The organism is Flavobacterium magnesitis (assembly GCF_041729735.1).
In the GTDB taxonomy this organism is placed as follows: domain Bacteria; phylum Bacteroidota; class Bacteroidia; order Flavobacteriales; family Flavobacteriaceae; genus Flavobacterium; species Flavobacterium magnesitis.
The window spans coordinates 145734-162308 of the sequence record NZ_JBCFQK010000003.1 but is presented as its reverse complement, the minus strand read 5'-3'; the positions used below and the strand labels follow the sequence as shown (position 1 = coordinate 162308).

Sequence of the window (16575 nt, the reverse complement as noted above, 5' to 3'; positions counted from 1 at the left end):
CCAAAATTGAATACCATCATTAAAATTTCTCTTTCTTTTGTAGCACTTTTGGCTTCAATAAATAGTAGTATTGCGCAACATCGCAATCAGCTTTTTGTGGAAGTTGATACAAAAACTCATCTGTTGAATATCAAACAGGAAATTGATTTTTTAAACAATTCAACTGATAGTATTTCGGAAATTGTTTTAAATGACTGGAATAACGCCTATTCTGATGTAAAAACTCCGTTGGCACTCCGCTTTTCAGACGAATTTTATCGTGGATTTCATTTAGCAAAAGAAGAAGAAAGAGGAAAAACTTCAAATATTACTATTTTTAACAATGAGCAGTTGCCACTTTTTTGGAAAAGAACCGAAGAAAACCCAGATCTTATTATTATTAAACTGAATTATAAATTGGCTCCAAATGAAAAAATCAAATTAAAATTAAGTTATAATGTAAAAATTCCGAGTAGTAAATTCACTAAAATTGGCTATGATGATTTGGGTAATATCAATCTGGAAGATTGGTTTTTATGCCCAGCTCGCTATGAAAATCATGCTTTTGTTAAACAGAGTAATGAAAATTTAGATGATATTGCTAATGCTATTTCTGATTTTGATATTGAACTTAAACTAACCAATGGTTTTGTTCTTACTACTGATTTAAACACAATCGAACAAAGCAACAATAGCGATTATACTTTTTATAAATTAGAAGGGAAAAATAGAGTTAATTTTAGTCTTTTTATAGAACCTAAATCTAGTTTTACGAATTTTAAAAGCGATAATTTTGAAGTAATAACCAATTTAGATGGCGACAAAGTGGCTACTGAAGATCAAGCTAAAGCGATTGATGCTGTGGTGCGTTTTGTAAAAAAATTAGTTGGCGATTATCCTTTTAAAAAAATAGTAATTTCTCAAACCGATTACGAAAAAAATCCTTTTTACGGACTGAATCAGTTGCCTTCTATAATTAGACCTTTTTCGGATGAATTTACTTATGAGATAAAATTTTTAAAAACTTATCTTTCCGTTTTTCTCAACAATAGCCTTTTTATCAATAATAGAAATGAAAGCTGGGTTCATAATGGAATTCAAGTTTATGCCATGATGAAATATATTGAAGAAAATTATCCTGATACTAAAATGTTAGGTAATGCATCTTCTTATAAATTATTAAAAAGCTTCAATTTAACCAACTTAGATTTCAATGAGCAATACAGCTATTTTTATATGCTAATGGCTCGAAAAAATCTGGATCAGCCATTAGGAGCACCAAAAAACACACTCATCAAATTCAACGAACAAATTGCTAGTAAATATCGTGCTGGTTTAAGTTTGCGTTTCTTAAATAGCTATCTGGAAAACCAAGCGGTGAGTAAAGGTATTAACGAATTTTACACTAAAAATCAAGGAAAACAAATAACAGCTCTAGACTTTGAAAACGAATTAAAGCAACAAAGTCCTAAAAATATTGAATGGTTTTTTAACTCTACAATTAATTCCAGAGATTTAATTGACTATAAATTTAATAAGGTTACAAAAACCAATGATAGCATTCAATTTTCAGTAAAAAGCAAAACAGATGTTAACGTTCCAATTCCTGTTTACGGAATAAACAAAGGACAAATTGTTTTTAAAAAATGGATTGAACCTACCCAGGATAGTATTTTTAGCATTCCAAGAAACAATGCCAGTAAAATTGTTTTGAATTATGAAAATGAAGTTCCTGAATACAATTTAAGAAACAACTGGAAATCACTAAAACCTTTTTTTCCTAATAACCGACCTATAAAGTTTGTATTTATGAAGGATTTAGAAGATCCTTATTACAACCAACTTTTGTATGTTCCAACATTAGAATATAACTTATATGATGGTTTGATTCCTGGAATGCGTCTTCATAACAAAACTATATTAGACAAACCCTTTATTTTTGATGTCAACCCCGCCTATTCCACAAATACACAAACATTATCAGGTTCAGGAAGTTTTACCATTAATCATAATTATCGAAATAGTAAGTTATTTAACGTAAAATATTCGTTTTCGGGCTCTTATTTTCATTATGCACCAGATGCAACTTACACCAAATTAAATCCAAATATCCAATTGCGGATTAGAGAAAATGATTTTAGAGACAATAGAAAACAACTTATATATATACGTCAGGTACTTGTTGATAGAGAAAAAAGCGCCTTAATTAGTGATAATTCTGCTGAAAATTATTCTGTATTCAATGTTAAATATTTCAATACAAAAACAGAAGTTACGCAACATTTTAATTTAACGAGCGACATTCAATTTGCTAATAAATTTGGAAAACTAGCTGGCCAAATTGAATACAGAAAACTCTTTGAAGACAACCGTCAAATTAATCTACGCGTTTATGCTGGAAGTTTTCTGTACAACAATAGTAATTCTGATTTTTTTAGTTTTGCTTTAGATCGTCCTACCGATTATCTATTCGATTATGGCTATTATGGAAGATCGGAAAGCAGTGGTTTTTTCAGCCAACAATTAATTTTAGCCGAAGGCGGATTTAAGTCTAAATTAAAAACACCTTATGCAAATCAGTGGATTAGCACCATAAACGCAGGATATTCTATTTGGAATTGGGTCGAAATCTATGGAGATGTAGGGGTTTTAAAAAACAAATACCAAGATCCCAAATTTGTTTTTGATAGCGGCATTCGTCTGAACTTAGTGACTGATTATTTTGAATTGTACTTTCCGGTATATTCCTCTAATGGATGGGAAATAAGCCAAAATAATTACAATGAAAAAATACGATTCATCATTACATTTTCGCCTAAAATACTAGTCAATTTATTCAATCGAAAATGGTTCTAAATAAATAACTTAGTATTTTACATTACAGAATAATCAATTTTTTATTAAAAAAATTACTTTTTATTAAAAAAACAACATTTTTCCTGAATAAAAACATCACTTTATCTTACATTTTTCTTTTAATCAATTATGATAATAGCCAGTTTTTAAGTAAATTTGCGCCATGAATTATAATCTTTCAATTATGATAAAAGAACAAAACAATACGACATTGACATTTGAGGATTTCAAGACTGAAGTATTGAATGATTATAAGATAGCCGCAACAAGTCGAGAATGCAGTCTTGTAGGACGCAGAGAAGTATTGACTGGCAAAGCAAAATTTGGGATTTTTGGAGATGGAAAAGAAGTACCTCAAATTGCAATGGCTAAGTTTTTCAAAAATGGAGATTTTCGTTCAGGATATTATAGAGATCAAACTTTTATGATGGCCATTGGCGAATTAACACTCGCTAATTTTTTTGCTGGATTATACGGAAACACTGACATCAAACAAGAACCAATGTCGGCTGGAAGACAAATGGGCGGTCATTTTGTTACTCATAGTCTAAACGACGATGGAAGTTGGAAAAATCTAGCCCAACAAAAAAACTCAAGCGCAGACATATCGCCTACTGCGGCTCAAATGCCTCGCCTTTTAGGATTAGCACAAGCTTCTAAAATTTATCGTGAAATCAATAATATTCCCAACCAAAAAAACTTTTCTAATGATGGAAATGAAATTGCTTGGGGGACTATAGGAAATGCCAGTACTTCTGAAGGTGTATTTTTCGAAACCATTAATGCCGCTGGTGTATTACAAGTTCCAATGCTAATTAGTGTTTGGGATGATGAATACGGAATTTCAGTTCACGCAAGACACCAAACTACAAAAGAAAGCATCTCTGAAATTTTATCTGGTTTTCAACGTGATAAAAACAAGGATGGAATCGAAATTATAACCGTAAAAGGTTGGGATTATTCGGATTTAATTACCACTTACGAAAAAGCATCCCGAATTGCTCGTGAAAAGCACATTCCTGTTTTAGTTCACGTTACTGAATTGACACAACCTCAAGGCCATTCTAGCTCTGGCTCTCATGAAAGATACAAAAGCACTGAACGTCTCAACTGGGAAAAAGAGTTTGACTGCCTCAGACAGATGCGTTTATGGATGATTGCTATCAATATTGCCTCAGTTGAAGAACTGAATGAAATTGATAACGCTATTAAAAAAGAGGTTTTAGAAGCTAAAAAAGCAGCTTGGAATTCATTTATTTCTCCAATCGTTACTGAGAAAAATGAACTGGTTAGTTTATTAGAAAAAATAGCCCCTTCAAGTAAAAATAAAGATCAAATTCTAAGACTTTCCAATAGTCTTAAAACCGTTAAAGATCCCTTTAAAAAAGAAATTCTGGTTACAGCTAGAAAGACATTACGATTAGTAATAAACGAAGCTGTAGCGAATGAATTATCACTTTGGATACAAAAATATACACAAAGAAACCAATTAACATTTAGCAACAATCTCTATTCTGAATCAAAAAAGAATGTGTTTTCTGTTAAAGAAGTGCTTCCTACTTATACCGCCGACGCTAGAAAAGATACCGATGGAAGAATGATTATCCGGGACAATTTCGATGCTTTATTTGCAAAGTACCCAGATGTGTTAATTTTTGGAGAAGATTCTGGAAACATTGGTGATGTAAACCAAGGTTTAGAAGGAATGCAAGAAAAATATGGAGAAACTCGTGTGGCCGATGTAGGTATTCGCGAAGCAACCATAATTGGTCAGGGAATCGGACTTGCTTTAAGAGGATTAAGACCTATTGCCGAGATTCAATACCTTGATTATTTACTTTATGCAATCCAAATTCTTAGTGACGATTTAGCATCTTTACAATACCGAACGGTAGGAAAACAAAAAGCACCATTAATTATTAGAACCCGTGGACATCGTTTAGAAGGCATTTGGCATTCAGGATCGCCTATGGGAATGATAATAAACGCAATAAGAGGAATTCGTGTTTTAGTTCCTAGAAACATGACGAAAGCTGCTGGTTTCTACAACACATTATTGGAATGCGATGAACCTGCTTTGGTTATAGAATGTTTGAATGGCTACCGATTGAAGGAAAAAATGCCGCTAAATTTTGGAGAATTTAAAACTCCAATTGGTGTAGTAGAAACAATTAAAACAGGAGCTGATATCACATTAGTTTCTTATGGTTCTACTTTACGTTTAGTAGAACAAGCTGCAAAAGAACTATTAGAAATAGGTATAGATTGCGAAATTATCGACATTCAATCTCTGCTTCCATTTGATATCAATCATGATATTGTCAAGAGTGTTCAAAAAACAAATCGTCTTTTAGTTATTGACGAAGATTTGCCTGGCGGAGCTTCAGCTTATATTTTACAACAAATTATTGAAGAACAAGATGCTTTTAAATATTTAGACAGTAAACCGCAAACCTTAGCTGCTAAAGAACACCGACCTTCATACGGAACTGATGGTGATTATTTTTCTAAACCTTCTACAGAAGACATTTATGAAAAAGTTTACAGCATTCTTTCGGAAGCAAATCCTGCAAAATTTCCAGAATTGTATTGATTTAAAAGAAATTCTTATCGTATTATAAAAACACGGAAACCGATTCAAATTTGAATCGGTTTCCGTGTTTTGTAGGATATAAAATGATTATTTATTCTAGAATAAAATTCACTGTTACATTAGCAGTAATGGTAATTTCTCCTGCTGCTAGAGTTTCTCTTGGAGCGGCACTATCACTCATTTCCATTTTTCTCATGGTAGCATATACGGGTTGCGGATAGTAGGTTTGAGAATTATCAGATATTGCCATTGCTTTACCCACTTTTTGTCCTAAAACAGAAACATAATCTTCGGCTTTGAGTTTAGCTTGTTTCATTGCTAATTTTCGAGCTTCTGATTCGTGTTGCGCTAACTTAGACGATTGAAAAACGACATTATCAATTCGGTTGATTCCTTGATTCACTAATCCTTCCATTAATTCGTCATACTTATTTAAATCTCTAACAATAATTTCTATTGTTTGTGTAGCATTGTAAGAGGTTTTCTTTTTTTCGTAATCGTATTGTGGATTTAAACTCACGCGTTGTGTTCTGTAATCGGCTGGAGCCAAATTCATTTTTTTAATCAACTTTAAAACGGCATCTATTTGTTGATCATTTTTTTGCTTTACTTCTTTAGCGTTGTTTCCTTTTGTTTCCACTGTAGCCGAAATTGTGGCTTCGTCCGGAATTACTTTTACTTTTCCTTCACCTGAAACGGTTACTTGTGGAACTTGTTTGATTTCTTGTCCATAAGACAAAGTCATAAACATTACTGACATAAATACTATTACTCTTTTCATTTTTATAATTTTTAAATTTTATACTAAATATTCAAAAGTTGTGCCATTAAATCTTCTTCATCTTTATTAAAATGAAAAGAAGAAGGATTGGAATTGTTAACAAACTGACCATCAAGGGATGTAAGAAAATTAAATTTGGATAAACTAATAACGTAATTAAATAACCTCCTATTGCTCCACCAAAATGTGCCGTATGTCCTATATTATCATTCTTGGCTCTCATTCCGTAAATAGAATATAACAAGTATAAAATTCCAAATACATAAGCTGGCATTGGAATAATAAAAAAGATGCCTAACATCATATCTGGTCGTAACAATATTGCTGAATATAAAATTCCTGTAACAGCCCCCGAAGCACCAACTGCTCGATAATTATAATCGTTTTTATGCAAAACCAGCGTTAGTAAACTTCCAAAAAGCAAACTAGCAAAATAGATTACTATAAACAATAGGTTTCCTAAATAACCACTAACAACCGGAGCAAAAAAATAAAGGGTAATCATATTAAAGAGCAAATGTCCCATATCGGCATGAAGAAATCCCGATGTCAGCATTCTTATTTGCTCTCCCGAACGAATGCTTCCTATATGAAATTCGTATTTTCTAAAAAAAGAATAATCATTAAATCCTTTATAACTAAAAAGTACATTGGCAATTATTAAGGCTATCAAAAAAGTACTCATAAACAGTTTTTATTGTGAAGAGTAAAGATAACAATTCCGCCAGAAGCAATCAGTAAGTAAGCACACTTTATTATGGTTATTCATTTTTGGCTTATATTTGCCTAAAAAATACTGCATGCAATTTTTAGCTTTTATTATCGCTTATCCCTTCCTTTGGTTTATATCGATTTTACCTTTTCGAATATTTTATTGGATTTCTGATATTGTCTATTTTATTGTTTACTATATTATCCGCTATCGTAAAGAAACCGTAAGAAACAATCTAAAAATTACATTGCCTCACCTTAGCGACAAAGAACGTTTGATTATAGAAAAGAAATTCTATCAGCATTTTTGCGATCAATTTATGGAAATGACAAAAACCATGACTTTTTCTCATAAAGAAATGGACAAACGTTTTAAAATTACCAACTTAGAATTAATGAAAGAATACGAAGAAAAGGGCAAAAGTATTATGCTCTTAGCTTCACATTACGCAAATTGGGAATGGTTAGTGGCACTCAATTTAAAAATGTCTTACCAAGGGGTTGCTGTCTATAAAAAAATAGCCAACCGCTATTTTGACAAACTCATCAAGGACATCCGTTCAAAATACAATACTGTATTAGTTTCTACCGAAAAAACCATTCCGTTAATGGCTGATAATAATCGAAAAGGAATTTTGTGTGTATATGGATTGGTAAGTGATCAATCGCCAAAAACAGCTCAAATTGCTCACTGGGAAAGCTTTATGGGAATACAAACTCCCGTTCACATTGGACCTGAATTATTATCTAAAAAATACAATCTCAATGTTGTTTTTGCCAAAATAAAAAAGGTGAAAAGAGGATATTATGAAGCTACTATAGTTCCAATAACTGATGATGCAAAATCCCTTCCGAATTACGAAATTATTCATCGCTATATTAAAGAAGTAGAAAAACAAATCTATGAAGCTCCTGAATATTATTTCTGGACGCATAAAAGATGGAAACACCACCAAAACGCATAAAAAAAGGGTAGTTGAAATTTTCGACTACCCTTTTTTAAATTTATTCACAATAACTAATTATTTCCCTCCATTAGCTCTAAGATCAGCAATACATTGAGCGTCTAGTTGCGGAACAACTCCACCAAGTACATTACCTGATTCTGATTCCCAATACATCAAACAACTCGTTACATTACAATGTCTTTTATGCTCAGCATCTTCATGGTCTGATTGTAAAGGAGTTCCAATATTAGTCAACCCTAAAATATGACCAAACTCATGATTGATTACTGTAGTTTCTAATATTGTTCTACTAGGTTTAAACGGACTATTGCTTAGTTTTTGAACTGTATTTTCATAAATTACAAAAGATGTATTTCTATAAGCAGTTCCTAAAACTACAGCCGTATTAGTATCTGTAGAAGATTTTGCGTCAGCAAAAAATGCCCAAACTGCAATTTGACCGTCTTCATTGTAATGAGTTCGATTAGCTTCTTCTATAGCAATAATTTGCGCAATAGTATAACTCTCGTTACCAGGAGAGGGAATAGCTCTTTTTTCGACAAGAATTCCTCCTGATTTATAAAGTCTATTATTTAAAAATGAAACTAAGTTAGTAATTGCTGCTGCCGAAGGTTCAAATCCTTCTACATAAACCAACTCAATTAACAACGTGTCAAACTTGTCTTCTGATAATAAATCATGTGCCGAAGTACCTAATGCCTTTTTATTATTCGCTTTTACAACACCATTAGAATCATTTTCTGTACTGTCTTTCGAACAGGAAATTGACACTAAAAAGGCTAAGGTAATTACAGCAATTATTTTCTTCATTTTCTGAGTTTTAAAAAACTACTTTTTTAATGATATAAATTAAAAACAAATTAATTGTAAAAACTAACGCTAATCCATTAAATTTGTTTTAATACCAAGGTTACAGCACTATTGGTTTTGCTTTGCAAAGTAATGGTTGAAGCAGTAAAACTAGTTACTTTCCAAGTGTTGTTAAACAAACTGAAATTAGTACTTCCTGTAAAACCAAATTGTAAAAATACATCTACATCTGAAGTTACTGAATAAGTTCCAGTTGCAATAGTAGTTAATGTGCTCATTGATTTTACTTTCCAATCATTAGCAAAATCAATAGTTGTATTTAGATAATTATTAGCTGAATCTACACCTGCATTGATATAAGAGTTTACTTTGAAAGTACCATTCACTAAAATAGTTTCAAGTTTTTTCTTATTTTCAATAGCTTCATCTATTTTAGCTTCGATATCTATAGCAGCATTAACACTCGCTTTTAATTCTGCATCACTATTCACTTGTTGAGCAGATTCACCAGTAAGTGTAACGGTTATTGGGTATTTTATTGAAAAATATTCTGAACTGTTCATATTACTCACATACGTAAACAACTGTTTTTCTGTTGTAATAACAACACTTCCTGTTTGTTGTAAACTCGCATCAAAAGTTAATATCGTAATTGGATAATTAATATTTAACGAAGAAATTGCTGCTTTTCCAGCGTTTTCTGCTTGATTACAATCATTAACAATCGCATTGTATTCTGATTGACTATTTACAGTAACCTCAGTATAATCACTCATTTTAATTTTTAATGGAAATTGAAGTACAACTGAATCCGTATCGTTATTTAATGCTCCAAGAATAGTAATTGCTTGTTCATAATTCAATTGGCTTATAAAATTAATTTGTATTCCATTTACCTTAGCAACAAAAGGAAATACAATAGAAGAGCAAGAAGAACCATCTATAAAATCATCTGATGATCCGTCATACATTGAAACTTGTTTCAAATTATTGGCAGTTGTTGAATTAGATGTATTCGTATTTGGATTGTCTCCTTGAACTTCATCCACTTCACTTTGGCATGATGTTAAACTAAAAATCCCCATCAATGCAATTCCGGTAATCAATTTTAATGTTTTCATAATTTACAAATTTAATATTTTATTAATAGTTTATAATGACGATTTATTCGCATTTCTGTTAGTAAGACAACACAATAGTATTTTTCCCTACATCAAAACATTAAAAAAAATAAAAAATTTATAACTAATTGATTTACAAATAATTTAAAACCTGAAAAAACACATTTTTTTCAAACACTATGGATTTCAAAAAAATAATCTAATTTTACAATAACCAAAAACCAATCCTACAACAAGAATGCCTGAGAAAAAAAATAGTCTTTGCGAAGAATCTTATTTTAGTGAATTTTACATAAAAAATGTTCAGTCGGCTACTAATTTTGCCTATTATAAATCAGGTGATGCTGATGCTGCCTTAGATTTAGTTCAAGAAGCCTTTGCTAAAATTTGGGAAAACTGTTCTCAAATTGACTTCACAAAAGTAAAAACCTATTTATTTACCACCGTAAATAATTTATTTCTCAATACTATAAAACATCAAAAAGTAGTACTGGCTTTCGCCAAAGAAACACCTAATCTGGACAGAACGAATCAAAGTCCCGAATACCTTTTAGAAGAAGAAGAATTTAAAATAAAACTACAAAATGCTATTGCTTCTTTGAGTGAAGCACAAAGAGAAGTTTTTTTGATGAATCGAATTGACGGAAAAAAATACAGAGAAATTGCTGATGAATTAGGCATCAGTCAAAAAGCAGTTGAAAAAAGAATGTCAGGAGCTTTAAAAATCCTAAAAGAGCAAATCGAAAATATTTAATTAATTGAATAGTAGGGTAAAAAATACTTAAGTTGTCTTATCACTATAGCGAGAATCAATGAAAAAGGAAAAAGAAATATTAAAATGGCTTAATGGTGAGCTTTCAAGCAAAGAAATCGAAGATTTAAAACAATCAGAAGATTTTGAGACTCTTGAAAAAATTGCTCATTATACTGCTCATATCGCCACTCCAAAAATAAATGCACAAGAAGCATTAGCTAATTTAAAAAGCAGAAAACTGACTAAAAAAACACCTAAGGTACGACCATTGTACATTAAGAATTTCTTTAAAGTTGCAGCTGTTTTTGCGGTAGTATTAACTTCGGCATATTTTTTATTGTCCAATATAACACAAACTTTTGAAACAGGAATTGCACAAACAAAAACGTTCCATCTACCCGATAATTCGGAAGTAGTATTGAATGCTTCGTCTAAAATCTCTTTCAATGAAAAAAATTGGGACAAAAAAAGAGATTTAACACTAGAAGGAGAAGCTTATTTTCAGGTACAAAAAGGAAAAACTTTTAGCGTAATAACCGCTGATGGTGTGGTAAAAGTTCTTGGAACTCATTTTGATGTCAAACAACGCCACAATTATTATGAAGTAAGTTGTTACGAAGGATTAGTAAGTGTAACCTACAATGACAAAACCGTAAAATTACCTCCTGGAAAAACCTTTAAAGTAATTAACAAGCAAATTGAAAAAACAGATGATTTTGATACTGAAGCACCCTCTTGGTTGCAAAAAGAATCCAGTTTTACCCGTGTTCCTTTAAATCAGGTAATTGCCGAATTAGAGCGTCAATATGATCTTAAAATAGAAACTCAGGACATTGACACATCAAAGTTGTTCACTGGAAGTTTTACCCATACCAATCAAAAAATAGCACTAGAAGCCATCACTATTCCGTTGCAGTTAAGTTACAGCATAAAAGGAAAAACCGTTATATTTTACAAATATGCAGTTCAATAAATGGATATTTTGTTTACTTCTATTAGTTGGGAATATTGGTAGCGCACAAAAAAACGTTAACAAAATTCCGCTAACAACTATTATTAAAACTATTGAAAAACAGTTTGATATCAAATTTTCTTATGCCGTAGAAGATATTTCAAATATAAGCATCGAAAAACCTTCAAGCACCTTAAATCTTCAACAAACAATAGATTATTTAAACGCAAAAGTTCCGTTAAATTTCAAAGCCTTAGACGGTCGTTATATTACCATTTCGGTTTTAAACAAAACGGTTTCCATTTGCGGAATCATTTTCGACGAAAATCTAAAAACAACACTTCCTGGAGCTTCCATTCGAATTAATAATAGTTCTAATTCCAGTGTCGCTTCAACCAATGGAACATTCAATCTGGAAAACATTTCCATTGATGCAACAGTTATGATTTCTTATTTGGGTTATGAAACTCAGGAATTCAAAGCAGAAGACCTTTTTTCTACTGATAAAAATTGTCCAAACATCTTTTTAAAACCTACAAAAGTAGAATTAAACCAAGTCTTAATTCCAGTGTTTCTAACCTCGGGATTACAAAAATCTATAGATGGAAGCACCATTTTAAATACTAAAAAATTCGGAATCCTTCCTGGTTTAACAGAACCTGATATCTTACAATCCATACAAACACTTCCTGGTGTGGAAAGCACTAACGAAAGTATCGCTAATATCAATATTCGCGGAGGAACAAATGACCAAAACTTAATGCTTTGGGATAACATCAAAATGTATCATTCGGGACATTTTTTTGGTTTAATTTCAGCTTACAATCCTAATTTAACGAACAAAATTGTTGTTACTAAAAACGGAACTAGCGCTGAATACAGCGATGGAGTTTCTAGTATGATTAATATGAGTACCAATAACGAAATTAAAAATACGGTTTCGGGTGGAGCTGGTATCAATCTTATAAGTGGAGATGCTTTTGTTGAAATTCCATTAGCAAAAAATTTAGAACTGGATCTTTCGGCTCGACATTCGATAACCGATTTCATCAACACGCCTACTTATAACACCTACTATAAAAAGAGTTTTCAAGATAGCGAAATCAACGCCAACAATTTGGATAAAAACGCCAATTCTGATTTCTATTTTTATGATTATACCGCTAAAATCCTATATGATTTGAATGATAAACATCAATTTAGAGCTAATATCATCGGGATTACAAATGAATTGAATTATTCTGAAAACAATAGTGACCAAACCCAATCTAAAACCAGTGCGCTTTCGCAAAAAAACATCGGTTACGGTGGAAATTGGAAAGCACAATGGAACAGTAAATTCAGTACCCAACTTAGCTCTTATTTTTCAAAATATAATATTGATGCTAGCGATTATCGCGTTGCAACCGACCAACTTTTAACAGAAGCAAACGAAGTAATAGAAACAGCAATAAAGCTGAATTTGAATTATACCTTTAATGAAAAATTTAGACTTTTAGCTGGTTATCAAATTAACGAAACGGGGATGCTTAACCAAACTCGGGTAAGTGCGCCATTTTATTCCAGTACTAAAAAAGATGTGTTATTAAACCATGCTTTATACGCTGAAACGGAATACAACCATAACAATACTTATGTAAGATTAGGAATGCGTTTGAATTATTTTGAAAAATTTGACAAACTGCTTTTTGAACCAAGAATCAATTTCAGGCAGCAAATTTTTAATCCATTAGCAATAAAATTAGAAGGAGAATTTAAAAATCAAACCAGTACACAAATTATCGATTTTGAAGATGATTTTTTAGGAGTAGAAAAAAGACGTTGGCAATTAGTAAACAATAAAGACATTCCTATTGCAAAAAGCAAACAAGCATCTGTGGGTTTGGAATTTAATAAGAATAATTTAAATATTGAACTTAGCGGCTTTTACAAAATTGTTGACGGAATTACCGCTTCTAATCAAGGTTTTTATAATAATTTTCAATCTAAAAATGCACATGGAAGCTATACTAATAAAGGGATTGAATTTTTAATAAATAAAACAACACAAAAATTCAGTACATGGTTGAGTTATACTTTGAGTAATAATAATTACTATTTCGAAAGTTTTACTCCTTCAACTTTTCCTAACAATATTGATATTCGTCATTCGGTTACGCTAGGATTCAATTACAATATTCTAAATAATTTAAAAATTTCGGTTGGAGGAATTTGGCACAGCGGACAACCATATACAAAAGCCGTTGAAGGAGATGAAACGGTGCAAAGTGGCAACAACATCTTTGTAAATTATGACACACCAAATAGTCATAACCTTGATGATTTCCTTCGTTTGGATACTTCATTGAGTTATAATTTTAATTTCAATTCGGCGGTTAAAGCTACATTTCGAGCTGGTATAATCAACTTAACAAATGAAAAAAACTATATCAATCGGTATTATAAAGTAGATCCGGATGATACCGAAAAAGCAATCGAAGTCAATAATCGATCGTTAGCTTTTACTCCTAATGTAAGTTTTAGGATTCATTTTTGATGATAATCTCCAGTTCAAAACACATAAAATCAATTGAAATATCCTCTCAATTAGAAAATAACAGTATTTTAGCTTAAACTATTTAAAATCGAAATTATGAATAAAAACACTGATTTAGGATTACTCATCCTTCGTATTGCTGTAGGCGGCTTAATGTTATTACACGGAATTGCTAAAATTGGAAACACCTCTTTTATTGGAGGAATGTTGACCGAGAAAGGATTACCATCATTTCTTTCTTACGGAGTTTACATCACTGAAATTGTAGCACCATTATTAATTATAGCTGGATTCCGAACCAGATTATCGGCAGCAGTATTTGTTTTTGGAGCCTTTTTTGCAATGTTCTTAGCACATTCTGCCCAACTATTTTTAATCAACCAAAATGGAGGTTGGGAGTTAGAATTATTAGGATTATACATCTCTGGTGGACTTACATTATTTTTTACTGGTGGTGGAAAAATGGCAATTTCTTCTACCAATCAATGGGACTAAAATAGAAAACAAACTATTGTAGTAATAAAACAAAAAAACCGAGTCATTTCTGACTCGGTTTTTGATTTTAATACTAATTGCTTAGTTATAAAATTATTTTACTTCTTCGTAATCTACGTCCTGAACGTTATCACCTTCAGCTTGTGGTTCAGCAGCAGCTTGGCCTTGCTCTCCTTGAGCGTACATAGCTTCAGTAGCAGTTTTCCAAGCAGCATTTACATTATCTAAACCTTTTTGGATAGCAGCAATATCTTGAGATTGGTGTGCCATTCTAAGTTCAGTTAAAGCAAATTCGATAGCTGTTTTATTCTCGTCTGAAATTTTATCTCCCAATTCTTTCAATTGACTTTCAGTTTGGAAAATAGTACTATCAGCTTCGTTTAATTTTTCAGCTCTTTCTTTTGCAGCTTTATCAGCATCAGCATTAGCTTCTGCATCTTTTTTCATTTGTTCGATTTCGTCAGTTGTTAAACCAGAAGAAGCTTCGATACGGATATCGTGAGATTTTCCAGTTCCTTTATCAGTTGCAGTTACTTTAATGATACCATTAGCATCAATATCAAAAGAAACCTCAATTTGAGGAACTCCTCTTGGTGCTGGTGGAATACCATCTAAGTGGAAACGACCAATAGTTTTGTTATCAGCAGCCATTGCTCTAGCTCCTTGCAATACGTGCAATTCAACAGTTGGTTGAGAATCAGCAGCAGTAGAGAATACTTGAGATTTTTTAGTTGGAATAGTAGTGTTGGCTTCGATAAGAACAGTCATTACACCACCCATAGTTTCGATACCTAAAGATAATGGAGTAACGTCAAGTAACAATACATCTTTTACATCTCCAGAAAGTACACCACCTTGAATAGCAGCTCCAATAGCTACAACTTCATCAGGGTTAACTCCTTTAGACGCTTTTTTACCAAAGAATTTCTCCACTTCTTCAACGATTCTTGGGATACGAGTAGAACCTCCTACCAAGATTACTTCGTCGATATCAGAAACTGATAAACCAGCATTTTTCAACGCTTTAGCAACTGGTTCCATAGAACGTTTTACTAATGAGTCAGTTAATTTCTCAAATTGAGAACGAGATAATTTTTTAACTAAGTGTTTTGGTCCTGAAGCCGTAGCCGTAACGTATGGCAAGTTGATTTCAGTTTCAGCAGAAGAAGACAATTCAATTTTAGCTTTTTCAGCAGCTTCTTTGATACGTTGTAATGACATTGGGTCTAAACGCAAGTCAATTCCTTCTTCAGCTTTAAATTCGTCAGCTAACCAGTCAATAATTACGTGGTCAAAATCATCTCCTCCAAGGTGAGTATCACCATCAGTAGACAATACTTCAAAAACTCCGTCTCCTAATTCAAGAACAGAGATATCAAAAGTACCTCCACCTAAATCGTAAACAGCAATTTTTTGATCTGTTCCTTTTTTATCTAAACCATAAGCTAATGCTGCAGCAGTAGGCTCATTGATGATACGCATCACTTTAAGACCTGCAATTTCACCAGCTTCTTTAGTAGCTTGACGTTGTGCATCATTAAAGTAAGCAGGAACAGTAATAACTGCTTCAGTAACTGTTTGACCTAAATAGTCTTCAGCAGTTTTTTTCATTTTTTGAAGAGTCATTGCTGACAATTCTTGAGCAGTGTATAAACGACCGTCAATATCCACACGTGGAGTATTGTTGTCACCTTTTACAACACTGTAAGGAACTCTTTTTGCTTCTTCAGTAGTTTCAGCAAATGAATGTCCCATAAAACGTTTGATAGAAGCAATAGTCTTAGTTGGATTAGTTACCGCTTGTCTTTTTGCAGGATCCCCTACTTTAATTTCTCCACCTTCTACAAAAGCGATGATAGATGGCGTTGTTCTTTTTCCTTCTGCATTAGGAATAACAACTGCTTCGCTACCTTCCATTACAGAAACACAAGAGTTCGTCGTACCTAAATCAATTCCGATTATTTTACCCATTTTTAATATATTTAATTTTTATTATATACTCGATTTAATAACTCAAGG

General features: G+C 32.2%; 12 protein-coding genes. 7 read left to right on the top strand and 5 right to left on the bottom strand.

Annotation, left to right across the window (positions count from 1 at the left end):
• Positions 1-6: 6 nt before the first annotated feature.
• On the top strand, positions 7-2835 hold the full coding sequence (locus tag AAGV33_RS03625) for a gluzincin family metallopeptidase (RefSeq protein WP_373390586.1): 2829 nt from the start codon (positions 7-9) through the stop codon (positions 2833-2835).
• A gap of 184 nt (positions 2836-3019) precedes the next feature.
• Positions 3020-5428 (top strand): alpha-ketoacid dehydrogenase subunit alpha/beta, encoded by a 2409-nt coding sequence (locus tag AAGV33_RS03620; RefSeq protein ID WP_373390585.1) that lies wholly within the window; start codon positions 3020-3022, stop codon positions 5426-5428.
• Positions 5429-5519: 91 nt separating this feature from the next.
• On the opposite strand, the gene AAGV33_RS03615 is transcribed toward AAGV33_RS03620, so the two are convergent.
• Positions 5520-6209: an SIMPL domain-containing protein gene (locus AAGV33_RS03615; RefSeq protein ID WP_373390584.1), complete on the bottom strand. Its 690-nt coding sequence runs from the start codon at positions 6207-6209 to the stop codon at positions 5520-5522.
• Positions 6210-6255: 46 nt separating this feature from the next.
• Positions 6256-6894, bottom strand: a complete 639-nt coding sequence (locus tag AAGV33_RS03610) for a rhomboid family intramembrane serine protease (RefSeq protein WP_373390583.1) — start codon at positions 6892-6894, stop codon at positions 6256-6258.
• Positions 6895-7009: 115 nt separating this feature from the next.
• Here AAGV33_RS03610 and AAGV33_RS03605 point away from each other — a divergent pair, with 115 nt between their 5' ends.
• Positions 7010-7885, top strand: coding sequence for a lysophospholipid acyltransferase family protein (locus AAGV33_RS03605; RefSeq protein ID WP_373390582.1), 876 nt, complete (start codon positions 7010-7012; stop codon positions 7883-7885).
• A 57-nt stretch (positions 7886-7942) separates the two neighbouring features.
• Here AAGV33_RS03605 and AAGV33_RS03600 read toward each other — a convergent pair whose 3' ends face one another.
• Positions 7943-8698: a membrane metalloprotease gene (locus AAGV33_RS03600; protein WP_373390581.1), complete on the bottom strand. Its 756-nt coding sequence runs from the start codon at positions 8696-8698 to the stop codon at positions 7943-7945.
• A gap of 77 nt (positions 8699-8775) precedes the next feature.
• Positions 8776-9819: a hypothetical protein gene (locus AAGV33_RS03595; RefSeq protein WP_373390580.1), complete on the bottom strand. Its 1044-nt coding sequence runs from the start codon at positions 9817-9819 to the stop codon at positions 8776-8778.
• A 238-nt stretch (positions 9820-10057) separates the two neighbouring features.
• Between AAGV33_RS03595 and AAGV33_RS03590 the strand changes: the two genes are divergently transcribed.
• The 4 genes from AAGV33_RS03590 (at position 10058) to AAGV33_RS03575 (ending at position 14556) form a co-directional block, all read left to right on the top strand.
• Positions 10058-10573 carry an RNA polymerase sigma factor gene (locus AAGV33_RS03590; protein ID WP_373390579.1) on the top strand — a complete coding sequence of 172 codons (516 nt, stop codon included), beginning with the start codon at positions 10058-10060 and terminating at the stop codon, positions 10571-10573.
• Between the two features lie 58 nt (positions 10574-10631).
• Positions 10632-11546, top strand: coding sequence for a FecR family protein (locus AAGV33_RS03585; protein WP_373390578.1), 915 nt, complete (start codon positions 10632-10634; stop codon positions 11544-11546).
• Positions 11533-14061 (top strand): TonB-dependent receptor, encoded by a 2529-nt coding sequence (locus AAGV33_RS03580; RefSeq protein ID WP_373390577.1) that lies wholly within the window; start codon positions 11533-11535, stop codon positions 14059-14061. Before AAGV33_RS03585 ends, AAGV33_RS03580 begins: the two co-directional genes overlap by 14 nt.
• 96 nt (positions 14062-14157) lie before the next feature.
• Complete coding sequence (locus AAGV33_RS03575; RefSeq protein WP_373390576.1) at positions 14158-14556, top strand: DoxX family protein; 399 nt, start codon at positions 14158-14160, stop codon at positions 14554-14556.
• Between the two features lie 93 nt (positions 14557-14649).
• On the opposite strand, the gene dnaK is transcribed toward AAGV33_RS03575, so the two are convergent.
• Positions 14650-16527, bottom strand: coding sequence for a molecular chaperone DnaK (gene dnaK, locus AAGV33_RS03570; RefSeq protein ID WP_373390575.1), 1878 nt, complete (start codon positions 16525-16527; stop codon positions 14650-14652).
• Between the last annotated feature and the right edge of the window lie 48 nt (positions 16528-16575).

What these genes read in the sequence shown, in the direction of transcription:
- AAGV33_RS03620 (WP_373390585.1), top strand. Translation starts at nt 3,020, where the DNA reads ATGATAAAAGAACAAAACAATACGACATTGACATTTGAGGATTTCAAG.
- AAGV33_RS03615 (WP_373390584.1), bottom strand. Translation starts at nt 6,209, where the DNA reads ATGAAAAGAGTAATAGTATTTATGTCAGTAATGTTTATGACTTTGTCT.
- AAGV33_RS03610 (WP_373390583.1), bottom strand. Translation starts at nt 6,894, where the DNA reads ATGAGTACTTTTTTGATAGCCTTAATAATTGCCAATGTACTTTTTAGT.
- AAGV33_RS03605 (WP_373390582.1), top strand. Translation starts at nt 7,010, where the DNA reads ATGCAATTTTTAGCTTTTATTATCGCTTATCCCTTCCTTTGGTTTATA.
- AAGV33_RS03600 (WP_373390581.1), bottom strand. Translation starts at nt 8,698, where the DNA reads ATGAAGAAAATAATTGCTGTAATTACCTTAGCCTTTTTAGTGTCAATT.
- AAGV33_RS03595 (WP_373390580.1), bottom strand. Translation starts at nt 9,819, where the DNA reads ATGAAAACATTAAAATTGATTACCGGAATTGCATTGATGGGGATTTTT.
- AAGV33_RS03590 (WP_373390579.1), top strand. Translation starts at nt 10,058, where the DNA reads ATGCCTGAGAAAAAAAATAGTCTTTGCGAAGAATCTTATTTTAGTGAA.
- AAGV33_RS03585 (WP_373390578.1), top strand. Translation starts at nt 10,632, where the DNA reads ATGAAAAAGGAAAAAGAAATATTAAAATGGCTTAATGGTGAGCTTTCA.
- AAGV33_RS03580 (WP_373390577.1), top strand. Translation starts at nt 11,533, where the DNA reads ATGCAGTTCAATAAATGGATATTTTGTTTACTTCTATTAGTTGGGAAT.
- AAGV33_RS03575 (WP_373390576.1), top strand. Translation starts at nt 14,158, where the DNA reads ATGAATAAAAACACTGATTTAGGATTACTCATCCTTCGTATTGCTGTA.
- dnaK (WP_373390575.1), bottom strand. Translation starts at nt 16,527, where the DNA reads ATGGGTAAAATAATCGGAATTGATTTAGGTACGACGAACTCTTGTGTT.